The organism is Pseudomonas purpurea (assembly GCF_039908635.1).
GTDB classification, from domain to species: domain Bacteria; phylum Pseudomonadota; class Gammaproteobacteria; order Pseudomonadales; family Pseudomonadaceae; genus Aquipseudomonas; species Aquipseudomonas purpurea.
The window spans coordinates 3928619-3940075 of the sequence record NZ_CP150918.1 but is presented as its reverse complement, the minus strand read 5'-3'; the positions used below and the strand labels follow the sequence as shown (position 1 = coordinate 3940075).

Below are 11457 nucleotides of genomic sequence, written 5' to 3'. Positions count from 1 at the left end.
CTGGTGGCCGTCCCGGGGTGGGATCACCGAGTGTAGCGTCCTGCGTTTTGTCGTTTACCCTCCCATCATTACCGTGAACCTGCCTGAGGAGAAGTCGTGGATTCTCGATTGAATGCTTTTCTTGAACGTGCCGATGCTGTTCTGGCGCGTATCGAGCCGCTGTTGCCGGCCCCGCGCCAGGTTATCGACTGGACGCAATGCCTGGCGGCACGCTGGCAGCGTGAGGGGCGCAGCGGTTTTCTCCTGCCGCTGGAGGTCAACCTCGGCATGCGCCTGAGCGACCTGATCGGGGTCGACCGGCAGCTTGAGCAACTGGGCCGCAACACCCGGCAGTTTCTGGACGGCATGCCGGCCAACCATGCCTTGCTCTGGGGTTCGCGCGGTACCGGCAAGTCATCGCTGGTGCGGGCGTTGCTGGCCGAGCATGCCAGTCATGGCTTGCGACTGATCGAGATCGAGCGCGATCACCTCGCGGACCTGCCACGCGTCGTCGAACAGATCGCGAAGTTGCCGCAGCGCTTTGTGCTGTTCTGCGATGACCTGTCGTTCGAGGCGGGCGAGGGCGATTACCGGGTGCTCAAAAGCGTGCTCGACGGCTCGCTGGAACAGGCACCGGACAACGTGCTGCTGTACGCGACCTCCAACCGGCGTCATCTGGTCCCGGAAAAAGAGAGCGACAACGAAAACTGGAAACGGGTCGACGGCGAACTTCATCCCAGCGAGGCGGTGGAAGACAAGATCGCGCTGTCGGACCGCTTCGGGTTGTGGCTGTCGTTCTATCCGTTCACCCAGGAGCATTTTCTCGATGTGGTCGAGCATTGGGTGGGCGAGCTCGCAGGCAAGGCCGGTTTGGCATGGCAGCGTGACGAAGCGCTGGAGATCCAGGCAGTACGCTGGGCCACCGGACGCGGGAACCGCAACGGCCGTTGCGCGTATCAATTCGCCCGCTATTGGGTAGGGCTTAAATTGCTGGAGCACAAGGCATGATCGATTTGAAAATCAGCGGTGCAGGGCTGGACGGTTACGGTTTGCTCTGTGCGCAACTGGAGTCGCTGCTGGCCGATGAGCGTGACTTCATCGCCAACGCGGCGCAGTTTTCAGCCTTTCTGTTCAACCAGTTGGACGACCTGAACTGGGCGGGTTTTTACCTCAATCGTAATGAGGAGCTGGTCCTTGGGCCGTTCCAGGGGCAGATCGCCTGTGTGCGAATTCCGTTCGGGCGCGGCGTGTGCGGTGCGGCGGCGGCGAGCCGGCAAACCCAACGGGTCGAGGACGTGCATGCGTTCGCCGGGCATATCGCCTGCGACAGTGCTTCCAACAGTGAACTGGTGGTGCCCTTGATCAAGGACGGCCGATTGATTGGCGTGCTGGACCTGGACAGCCCGTCGCTGGCGCGTTTTAGCGCTGAGGACCAGGCAGGGATCGAACAGTTGGCGGCGATTTTCCTGCGTTTGACCGCGTGCTGATCAGTCCCACAATCCGGATGTTTCAAGTCGGGTGTCAGGGCCCATTGCGTTGATCTGCGCCGGGTCGAGGTTCGCTGGACAATGCTGCATAAGCGTTTGAGCACTTCGAAGCAGGGACGGATTTCGTGTCTGCGGCCGGTCATGGGCCCATCAGGTGTTTTTGCCTGGCTTGCGGGCGCTGGCTTTCGATGCCCGGCACCGCCGCGTCGCAAATAGCCTGGATGAAGGCGACCCGGTCGGGCCGCAGTTTTTCAAGGTCGGCCAGGTGGCCACTGTCGGCCAGCAGCAGGGCGAGGATGCCGACGGTTTCGTTGTGGCGATTGCGCAGGCGAATGCCGATCAGGTGCACGCTGGGGCATTTCAGCGCCAGCAACACGCTTTGCAGGTCTGCCGTTTGTTCGAAACCCAAGGTGGTTACGACGCTGTCGCTGTTTGCCAGTTGTTGAAGCCATGGCGGGCTTTGGGCGTCTTTGGGGTCATGGGTCTGAACGTGGAAGGACGACAGGGTTTGCGATTGACCGTTGATGATCAGTCCGTGGGGTTTGAGGGGGCTGCTGTCGGTGTCTCGCAGGTAAATCAGCCCGGCCTCGGCCTGGCCGATTTTTACGGTTTCGAACAGCACACGCTGCAGCAAGGGTTCGAATCGGGTCTCGGCAGAGAGGCTGGCGGTGATCTTGAAAAAGCTTGCCAGGGTGTCTTTCATGCGTGCCATGGAGACGCTTAACTGGTCGACTTCCAGCACCGGGGAGCGGCGCGTCACCGGGTGGTTGAAGTCGAAGCTGCGTATCGCATCGGCTTCCTGCACCAGCGCGCGCAAAGGCCTGACCAGCATGCGCGAGGTCAGCCAGCCAAGGGGCAAGCACAGCAACAGTGTAGTCAAGGTGATCAGCGCGCCCTGCCAGCGCATTCGATAGGCATCCACCAACAACTCGTCTTCAGGCACCAGCAGCGCCAACTGCAAACCCCGTGGGCCACCTTCCTGAATAGTGCTCTGGGCGACGATCCACTGGCGGTTGCCGACTTGCAGGCGATTGCCACCCGAGGGGCGTTTGAGCAGGGCATCGAGGGCGGGGCTCAAGTCCCTGGCCTTGATCAGGCGGGCGGTCTGGTCGTCGACGATCAGCCGGCTGCTGTCAGGGTAGGCCACCGCATTGCCGTCGCCATCCACCAGTGCAATTTCGGTGCTGGGCGTAACAAGGTGTTTGGCCAGGGTTGCGGACAACTCGGCCAAGGTCAGGTCGGCTCCGATGATGGCGTCATGGCTGCTGCGTCGCGCCAGTGTGGTGCCGACGTTGTGGGTGGAGAAGAAGATGTAGGGTTCTGTGGTGATCGGGTCCGCATCGTTGCGAGCGGCTTGGTACCAGGGGCGCGTGCGTGGATCGTAGGCCTCGCTGGTGATGTCCGCGTGGCCGATGAGCGTCAGGGTCGGGTCATAAAACAGTGATTGGGCATGCGCTTGCAGGGTGTTGCTGTCGCGTTCAATGCTCCAGACCTGATAGGCCGCGTTGTCAGGGGCACCGAGGGCGTGTTTCAGGGCCGCGGTGCGCAACGGCCGGACCATGAAGAAATCACCGTCGGGGTAGCCCAGGTACAGCGAGGCGAGGTCGGGGTTGTCTTGAAGCGACTGGCTGAAGGGTTTGAGCAACGCCAGTCGATGTTCAAGGTCAGGTGCCTGGGTGGCCGGGTTGTCCACCAACAGGTTAAGTAGGTGTCGTATCGGTTCATAGGTGGTGTGCAAGTCGAGCCGTACGTCCTGATCGACCCGTTCGAACAGTTTTTCGCTGCTGGAGATAATGATCTGAGTGGTTTGCCGATAATTGAAAATGCCCAGCACCACGCCAGTCAGCAGCAGCAAAAAGGTAAACACCACGCTGATATGGACGTGCAGCGCAAACCGGCGTTTGTCCTGGCGCAGTGGGCTGGGCATGGCAGGTCACTCCTTGGTTGCTACGCACTGCTCGGCGATCAAGCATAGTCAAGGCGTGATCGGGCGACGTGCGGATTGACCTTCAAAGGGGTCGCATTGTTTTTGTGTTGGCCAATGATGGCCCTTTGATGTGAAGGTGTCAGCCAGGTTTATGTGAATGTTATCTGTCGGTCGTGTCATGCCCCCGAGGTCGTGAGCTGCGGATCGATCACGTATTGGCTCAGCGCCTGTTCCAGTTCGAGCAGGGCGCTCTCGATTTCCAGGCAACAGGCCTCGATGTCTTCCTTGGCAAAGCCTTCGTGACTCGCGCGCTCAAGGGCTTCACAACCTTCAATCAGCCGGGATGCCTGAGCGATTCGGGCCGCGCCCTTGATCTTGTGTGCAACGTCGATAAACGCCTGGCGTCCGTGGGCGTGGGACAGGGCGAGCAGTTCCTGGCGGTCCAGCCGATTGCTGCTCAGCAACTGCGTGTACAAGCGCTGGATCAACAGCGGGTCGCCGCCTGTCAACAACTCCAGGCCCTCCAGGTTGAAGGCCGCATTGCGAGGTGTGGGCACCAAGGCCTCCAGGCGTTGATTCAACGCACCGAGGCTGAGGGGTTTGAACAGGCAATCGTCCATGCCTGCCTGTTTGCACCGCGTCTTCTCTTCGGGTTGAGCATTGGCGGTAAACCCGATGATCGTGCAGGGCGCCAGTTGTGCCAGTTGCTCATGGTCGCGGATCGCACGGGTCAGTTCGTAGCCATTCATGACCGGCATGTTGCAGTCGGCGAGCACCACGTCGAACGGATTGCTTTTCCAGACCTTCAAGCCTTCTTCGCCGTGGTTGGCGGTGACAAACTGGTGCCCGAGATAACTCAGTTGTTGGCACATCAGCATGCGGTTGGCGGGGTGATCGTCGACGATCAATACATTCAAACGCACCGATGCCACGGGCGGCGTGGTCTCTGCGTTGCCGGTGGTCGGGGCCTGCGGGAGGGAGGGGATCGATAAGGACACGTTGACCTGAGTGCCGACCCCAGGCGTGCTGCTGAGCGTGAGCGTGCCGCCCATCATTTCACACAGGTTGCGGCTGATGACCAGCCCCAGCCCTGCGCCACTTCTGGCCAGTTGCCCTGAGTTGTCGGCTTGCGCAAAGGGCTGGAACAGCCGTTGCAAATCCACCTCACTGATGCCGACCCCGCTGTCATGGACCTGGACTTCCATCCGCAACTTGTTGGGTTCGTCCATCGGGGTCAGGCGGGCCTTGATGCAGATTTGGCCATGCTCGGTGAACTTGATGGCATTGCTGATCAGGTTCGAGAAGATCTGTTTGAAGCGCAGCGGGTCCGTCAGTACGTCGGTGTGCGGGCTGTCAGGGCTGAACTCGAGCGTCAGGTCGAGGTTTTTTTGCCGGGCCAGCCCCTCGAAGACGCGAACCACGGTCTGCAAGGTTTCGCGCAGATTGACGCGCTCAGGGGCCAGGCTCATGTGGCCGGACTCGATCCGGGCAATGTCTAGGATGTCACCAATCAGCCCCAGCATGTCCTTGGCCGAGTGATACGCGACTTCGATGGCAGGGCGATCCAGAAGCCCCTGGTCGGCACCGATGAGCGACAGCTCAAGCATGCCGATCACCGCGTTCATGGGCGTGCGGATTTCATGGCTCATGGTGGCCAGGAACGTACTCTTGGCGCGGTTGGCATCGTCGGCCCGTTCCTTGGCCGTTCGCAGGTCATCGAACAGTCGTCGTCGTTCGCTGATATCGATCCACCCGCCGATGATGCCTTGCACCTCGCCGGTGGAGTCCCGGTAGGGGAGGATCCAGTGGTAGATCGTCAGTGCCTTGCCGGCAATGTGCAGCGGCCGATCCACAATCAGTGGCGTACCTTCTGCCATCACGCGTTGATAATCGGCCTGATAATCCAGGGCCTCGGATGCATTGTTCATGGCGCCTTGCACGACAGTCTTGCCAATGACTTCTTCGCGTTTGGCCGAGAAGGCTTGCAGGTAGCTGTCGTTGCAGCTTTGCAGCAACCCCGCACGGTTTCGCACGTAAATGGGGTGAGGGGTGCCATTGACCAGCGCACGCATGAATTCGAACTGATCGTTCAGCGCACGTTCGGCCATCTGGCGCTGCTTGATCTGCCGACGCATGTAGGTGTTCCAGCTCAGCAACACCGCCAATATGAGCGTCGCGCCGATCACGATCTGGTAAATCAGGCGGCGGTAGTTGCGCCACGGGCTGTCGGAAACGGCGCTGTAGCCTCGCCAGCGGCTATTGATAATGCCCAGTTCGTCCGGCGCAATGCTTAACAGCGCCTTGTCGAGGATCGAGTTCAACTCCGTGGCACTGCGGGAGGTGGCCAGGGAAAACGCGGCCTGGCGGGTGCCGATGGTCGCGCTGATCTGCAACTTGTCCCGGAACACTTGAGAGGCCGTGAAGTAGTTGGCGATCACCAGTGAGTTGACCGCCCCTTCTGCTTCGCCTTGGGCCAGGAGTTCCACCGCACTGAATGTATCGGCGGTTTCAATCAGGCGAATCCCTGGAAACTCGGTGCGCAAGAACGGCACCAGCGGATTGCCTTGGGCTATCGCGAGGCGTTGGTCCTTAAGCTGTTCAAGGCTGGTCGCGCTGGCCGGGGATTTGCGCGTCAGCAGGACGTAGGAGTTCTCAAGGTAGGGGCGACTGAAGTTCAGTTGAGCTTCACGCTCCGTACTGGGCAGCATCGCGGCGATGATATCGGCCTGGTGTTGCGTTACCTGATCAATCATCTTGCTGTCGCTGCGGCTGCGCTGGATCTCGAAGCGCAAGCCCGTGCGCAGACGGATCAGCTCCAGCAAATCGGCAGTAATGCCTCGGAAGTTGTCATCGGCATCGAAAAATGTCAGTGGTGCATAGGCTTCGTTGACGATCACGCGTACCACGGGGTGTTGTGCCAGCCAGCGTTCTTCGCGCGTGCTCAATTGCAGTTTGTGATCGGTGAGCAGGATGTCGCTGCCGGCACTCCAGCGCTTGGCAATCTTTTCCTTTTCGAGGCTGGTCACCCGTTTCAGGGTGGCATTGATGATGTCCAGCAACTGCGGGTTGTTCTTGTTGACCGCGAAGCTGAATCCGTAGGCTTCATGCTTGCCAAAGTTGGCCATGCGCACGTTGTTCAGGTAACCCTTGTTGATCATGTAGTGGGTGGAAATGGTATCGCCGAGGAACACATCGGCCTGATCGAAGGCCACCGCGTTGAGCGCGTTTTGATAGGACGGGTAGGACGTGATGATTGCCTTGGGGTAAAGCGTCTTGACTTCATCCAGCGGCAAGTAGTGATACACCATGCTCAGGCGCAGCCCCGCGAGCCCGTCGCTCAGGGACCGGGTTTCTCCTTCACGCGTGACCAGAACCGGCTGGTCTACCGCATAAGGCGTGGAAAGCAGAATGTGCGGGTTGCGTGCTTCAAAACCGTTGGCGGTCCCCAGCAGGTCCACATCGCCGTTTTCCAGCGCCTGAATGGCTGCATCACGGTTCGCAAAGCGCTGGACCTTGATCGGCAGGCCGACCATTCGCGCGAGGATGCCTGCGTAATCAGCGGTCAACCCTTCGTAGTCCCGACCGCTGAGGGTCAAGTCGAACGGTGGATAGTCGGGGGCGGAGGTGCCCAGTTTCAACACCTGTTGGGTATCCACCCATTGTTGCTGACTCGGGTCCAGGTGAGTGTCCATGGGGCCTGGGGCGGAACGGCTAAGCAGGGAGTAGTTCTCGATTCCGGATTCTGCTGCGTTCAGGGCGGTGCTCAGGCATAAACCTGCGCTCAAAATAATCAGATAGTCCTTTAAACGCCTGGGCATCCTGTCTCTCACACTAGCGCGTTGCGTTTGGCCATCTCGATAAGTTCTACCAGGGATTGGGCCTTGAGTTTCTGCATGAGTCTTTTTTTGTAGGTGCTCACGGTCTTGTTGCTCAGAAACATGCCTTTGGCAATTTCCTTATTGGTGCGGCCCTGGGCAAATAGTTGCAGTACCATCAGTTCTCGGTCATTGACCGACTTGAACAGGTCCAGTTCAATAGAGCGTTCATCGTCACCGCGTACCGGGTTCAATGCTTCGCTCGGGAAATAGTTGTAACCAGACAGTACGGCTTTAATGGCGCTGATCAACTCGCTGAGGTCTTCCTGTTTGCAGACATACCCCGAGGCGCCGGACTGCATGCAGCGAATACCAAACAGTGTCGGGCACTGAGCGGTTAATACCAGTGTTTTGAGCGGGACGTTCATGGCGTTGAAACGGGCGAGAACTTCCAGGCCGTCCAGTTTGGGAATGCTGATGTCGAGGATGATCAGGTCGGGCATGCATTCACGGACCATCTGCATTGCATCGACCCCGTTATCGGTTTCGCCAACAACTTTATACCCTTCATGCTCTAACAACATGCGGACTGCCAGGCGGATGACGGGGTGATCGTCGACAATAAAAACTGAGTTCATAATCAAATCCCATACGAGCGCAAATAAAGCGCGCACCTTAGCTCAGTTAAGTGAGGTGGGCATGGACTGACCGGGCGATAGCTGCAATATAGGATTGTTCCTACAATTAAAAAGGCAGTGGATTACGTTTGAATCAGGTTTGTGTAAAGAAAGTTAGTGGGTTGGGGGCGTAATTTTCGGGTGGGAAGTTTATGTTTTTCTGTTTGTTTGTCGTTGGGGTTTCTAGGTGGGTGACTGTTTAAAATATTTTGTTGTATGCGTGCTACTGGTCCGTCTGGAGAGTGGCTTTTTGATAAGTGGTCAACAGGTTTTTAAGTTCCGGTTGTTTCAGGGGCTTGGCCAGATAACCCAGTAGGGGTAATCGAAGTTTGCTTGCAGCCACTTTCAAAGTGTCCAGTTCGACCGTTGTCAGGCTACTCAATATAATGGCTTGCTTGATGAGCCCGCGCTGGGCGGCGAGCCCGATCAACTCAAGGCCGCGTAGATCAGGCAGGCATTGATCACACAATAAAATATCGAAAGGTCGCCGCGCCTGAATCATCAGCTGCAGCGCGTTTTCAGCATTGTTTGTGGTTGTCAGTTGGCCGAACCCAAAGCTCTCAAGCAGGTATTGCGTGGCTATCAACTGGAAAGGGTGGTCCTCCACCAATAAAATGCGTAGATCGTGTTCGAGCATAGGGCCTTCCATGCAAAACGCTCGCCTCCACGGAAAGTAAAAGCAGGTGTTGGTTTAACGACGTTGTACCCACATGCTGTTAACGAGCGCGGGTGTCCAGCCCTGGATTATTTCGTGTGATTGCAGTGCTGGCGATCAGTCTGCTCTGTGAGGGATGTAGGGGGATTCTCCAAGCGTTAAACAGCCCCAAGCCTAGAGGTTTTTTCGGCCCGCCACAGCAGAACACATTGCTGTGGCGGGTCTGTTTTTGCTATCGGCTGGAGCGCCCGGTCAATTCCAGCGCCATTTCACTGGCATAGCTGTCGGTCATGCCGGCGATGAAGTCGATCATCCGTAGAAACGAGTTGTGTAACGAACCTTGTGGGTCGGGTGCGTTGTTGCCCAACAGGTCCAGGATACGTCGGTTCTTGAACGATGGCGTTGCACCGCCGTGTTGCTCCAGTGCCGCGCCGCAGAAGGCATTCAGCAGGATTTCCAGGGTGGTATAGGCGCCGATTTCATGCAGCGTCTTGCGCTTGTCCTGAAAGATTTTCTTGCGGGCAATGTCCTTGGCGTTCAGCACGCAGCGCTTGGCCGGACCGTGCATATGCTCGACCAAGTCGCCTTGCAGGGTTCCGGCCAGCAGTGCGTCCTGCTGTTCGACGAAGGCACGGGCCGCGGCGTTGGTCAGATGCTCGATGGCTTTACCCCGCAGGATCGCCAGTTTGCGTCGCCGCGAATCACCTGGGCCCAGCAAGCGGTAGGTTTCCGGGAGGTCATCGCCCACCAGCCCGAGCAACAACGATTCCACTTCGGCGTAGTCGAGCAGGTCCATTTCCAGGCCATCTTCGAGGTCGATCAGCGCGTAGCAGATGTCGTCGGCGGCTTCCATCAGATAGACCAGCGGATGACGCGCCCAGCGCTGTTCCTCAAGCTGGGGAAGACCCAGTTTGTGAGCGATCTGCTCCAGCAGCGGCAGCTCGCTTTGATAGCAGCCGAACTTGTGCTTTTTGTAACCCAGCGAGTCCGCGTGGCGTGCTGTCCACGGGTACTTCAAATACGTGCCGAGGGTCGCGTAGGTCAGGCGGGTGCCGCCGTCGAACTGGTGATATTCCAGTTGCGTGAGGACTCGGAAACCCTGCGCGTTACCTTCGAAGTTCAGAAAATCGTGACGCTCGACATCACTCATCCCGTCCAGCCAGCCGCGCCCGGCAGCTTGCTGGAACCAATGGCGAATGGCGTCTTCACCCGAGTGGCCAAACGGCGGGTTACCGATGTCGTGGGCCAGGCAGGCCGATTGCACGACCATGCCCAGATCGCTCGGTTCGCACCAGTCGGGCAGGGCGTTGCGAATGGTTTCGCCCACGCGCATGCCCAGCGAGCGGCCCACGCAGCTGACTTCCAGCGAGTGAGTCAGCCGGGTGTGGATATGGTCGTTGCTGGTGACCGGATGCACTTGGGTTTTACGCCCCAGGCGGCGGAAGGCACCGGAAAAAATGATGCGGTCATGATCTTTGTGGAAAGGGCTGCGGCCAAGTTCTTGTGGGCTGTGCAGCGCTTTTCCAAGGCGTTCGCGAGTAAGCAGGGTTTGCCAATCCAAGGCTGGTTCCTCTCCGTCAGGTGACTGATGCCCTAGCTTCCCGGTTCGCGCCACCGGCTGCAAGCTTCACCACGACCCTGGCGCATCAATATCGATCGGCAGCAGGTTCAACTGCCCGACCGTCAGGCAATACGGGTTGAGGGTGGCGGACAGGAGCGAACCCCTCGATCAAAGAGGTTCGTACCTTGGGGTTTCGCAAGCCTGTAGCCAGACCGACGTCGGCTAGTCTTTTTTGCGTGACGCACCTTGCATCGCCAGTTTGATCAGCGGCAACAGGCTGGTGCCCAGGCGAATCAGGCGAGCAAGACCGCTGATGCCGCCACCCTTGGTGCCCTTGCCGGTGAGAAAACCCAGCAAGGTCACTGCGGCGACACCCCAGAGCGGAGCGTGCTTGATGCCGAAACCTTCCTGCCAACTTTGGCCAAGGCCGCGCAGGCGTTCCAGCGGTTGCAGCAATTGCCGGGATTCATGACGGATTTCCTGACGGTGCATCTCCATGCGCAAGCGAATCAGAGCCTTGCGCATGTCCCGTCGGGAGCTGTTTTGGGGGATCTCGGGCAGGTTCATGGCAGCAGGCGCTCCCGATCGTTGGCCAGCTCTTCCAGGGTGCCATGGAAGGGCGATGACTCATCGAAGATCGCCGCTTTCAAGCGCAGGGCGCAGAACAACGCGGCCAGGGCATAGAAGACGCACAAGCCGATAATGCCCGTCAGTCGATAGGTGTCCCACAGCAGAATCAACACCAGTGCCGACAAACCCACCAGCAACAGCAGGGCAAACACCAGCGCCAGGCCTGCAAACAGCAGCAGGCTTACGGTGCGGGCCTTTTGTTCTTGCAGCTCGATGCCGAACAATTCCACATGGCTGTGCAGCAAGCCCAGGAACGCAGCACCCAGGCGCCGCGCCGATTCGCTTGAGCCGCCGGTTCCGGATTCACCGATTGCCATATCAGCGCCGCGTCGCCAGCAGGCCGATCAGGAAGCCGACACCGGCCGCGATCCCGACAGACTGCCAAGGATTGGCCTGTACATAGTCTTCGGTGGCGGTGACGGCCGCCTTGCCGCGTTCACGCAAGGAGTCTTCGGTCAGTTGCAGGGTTTCGCGGGCACGCACCAGGCTTTCGTGGATCTGGCTGCGCAGTTCATCGGCCTGATCACCCGCCAGTGTGGCGGTGTGTTCCAACAGCCGTTCGGTGTCACTGACCAGTGTCTGAAAATCTTCCATCAGGATTTCTTGAGCAGTCTTTGCCGTTTTGCTGGCCATGGTGATCTCCGTATTGGCTGGGTGAAACGTTCGAGTATGAGCCTTGCGCGAAGGTTCAGTGGAAATGACTGGTACAGCTTTTGCTACGCCGTG

The 11457-nt window shown here is 58.8% G+C and carries 9 protein-coding genes and 1 pseudogene; 2 read left to right on the top strand and 8 right to left on the bottom strand.

Annotated elements, in window-relative coordinates; translation table 11 throughout:
* The first annotated feature begins 96 nt into the window (after nucleotides 1-96).
* Complete coding sequence (locus AABM54_RS17600) at nucleotides 97-987, top strand: ATP-binding protein (RefSeq protein WP_347901273.1); 891 nt, start codon at nucleotides 97-99, stop codon at nucleotides 985-987.
* Nucleotides 984-1466, top strand: a complete 483-nt coding sequence (locus AABM54_RS17595; RefSeq protein WP_347901271.1) for a GAF domain-containing protein — start codon at nucleotides 984-986, stop codon at nucleotides 1464-1466. Before AABM54_RS17600 ends, AABM54_RS17595 begins: the two co-directional genes overlap by 4 nt.
* Nucleotides 1467-1614: 148 nt before the next feature.
* On the opposite strand, the pseudogene AABM54_RS17590 reads toward AABM54_RS17595, so the two are convergent.
* The 8 genes and pseudogenes from AABM54_RS17590 to AABM54_RS17555 all read right to left on the bottom strand — a co-directional run.
* Nucleotides 1615-3393 (bottom strand): annotated as a pseudogene (locus AABM54_RS17590) (HAMP domain-containing protein); the annotation flags it as partial.
* Between the two features lie 176 nt (nucleotides 3394-3569).
* Nucleotides 3570-7211: a transporter substrate-binding domain-containing protein gene (locus tag AABM54_RS17585; RefSeq protein ID WP_347901270.1), complete on the bottom strand. Its 3642-nt coding sequence runs from the start codon at nucleotides 7209-7211 to the stop codon at nucleotides 3570-3572.
* 8 nt (nucleotides 7212-7219) lie between these two features.
* Nucleotides 7220-7846 carry a response regulator transcription factor gene (locus AABM54_RS17580; RefSeq protein WP_347901269.1) on the bottom strand — a complete coding sequence of 209 codons (627 nt, stop codon included), beginning with the start codon at nucleotides 7844-7846 and terminating at the stop codon, nucleotides 7220-7222.
* Nucleotides 7847-8108: 262 nt separating this feature from the next.
* Nucleotides 8109-8522: a response regulator gene (locus AABM54_RS17575; protein WP_347901268.1), complete on the bottom strand. Its 414-nt coding sequence runs from the start codon at nucleotides 8520-8522 to the stop codon at nucleotides 8109-8111.
* Between the two features lie 250 nt (nucleotides 8523-8772).
* On the bottom strand, nucleotides 8773-10101 hold the full coding sequence (locus tag AABM54_RS17570; RefSeq protein WP_347901267.1) for a deoxyguanosinetriphosphate triphosphohydrolase: 1329 nt from the start codon (nucleotides 10099-10101) through the stop codon (nucleotides 8773-8775).
* Nucleotides 10102-10323: 222 nt separating this feature from the next.
* Nucleotides 10324-10668 carry a hypothetical protein gene (locus AABM54_RS17565; RefSeq protein ID WP_347901266.1) on the bottom strand — a complete coding sequence of 115 codons (345 nt, stop codon included), beginning with the start codon at nucleotides 10666-10668 and terminating at the stop codon, nucleotides 10324-10326.
* Nucleotides 10665-11048 (bottom strand): phage holin family protein, encoded by a 384-nt coding sequence (locus AABM54_RS17560; RefSeq protein WP_347901265.1) that lies wholly within the window; start codon nucleotides 11046-11048, stop codon nucleotides 10665-10667. Before AABM54_RS17560 ends, AABM54_RS17565 begins: the two co-directional genes overlap by 4 nt.
* 1 nt (nucleotide 11049) lies before the next feature.
* Nucleotides 11050-11364, bottom strand: a complete 315-nt coding sequence (locus AABM54_RS17555; RefSeq protein ID WP_347901263.1) for a YqjD family protein — start codon at nucleotides 11362-11364, stop codon at nucleotides 11050-11052.
* Between the last annotated feature and the right edge of the window lie 93 nt (nucleotides 11365-11457).

Bases quoted from the DNA above. Each gene is read 5' to 3' on its own strand.
- AABM54_RS17580 (WP_347901269.1), bottom strand. From the start codon at position 7,846: ATGAACTCAGTTTTTATTGTCGACGATCACCCCGTCATCCGCCTGGCA.
- AABM54_RS17575 (WP_347901268.1), bottom strand. From the start codon at position 8,522: ATGCTCGAACACGATCTACGCATTTTATTGGTGGAGGACCACCCTTTC.
- AABM54_RS17560 (WP_347901265.1), bottom strand. From the start codon at position 11,048: ATGGCAATCGGTGAATCCGGAACCGGCGGCTCAAGCGAATCGGCGCGG.
- AABM54_RS17595 (WP_347901271.1), top strand. From the start codon at position 984: ATGATCGATTTGAAAATCAGCGGTGCAGGGCTGGACGGTTACGGTTTG.
- AABM54_RS17555 (WP_347901263.1), bottom strand. From the start codon at position 11,364: ATGGCCAGCAAAACGGCAAAGACTGCTCAAGAAATCCTGATGGAAGAT.
- AABM54_RS17585 (WP_347901270.1), bottom strand. From the start codon at position 7,211: ATGCCCAGGCGTTTAAAGGACTATCTGATTATTTTGAGCGCAGGTTTA.
- AABM54_RS17565 (WP_347901266.1), bottom strand. From the start codon at position 10,668: ATGAACCTGCCCGAGATCCCCCAAAACAGCTCCCGACGGGACATGCGC.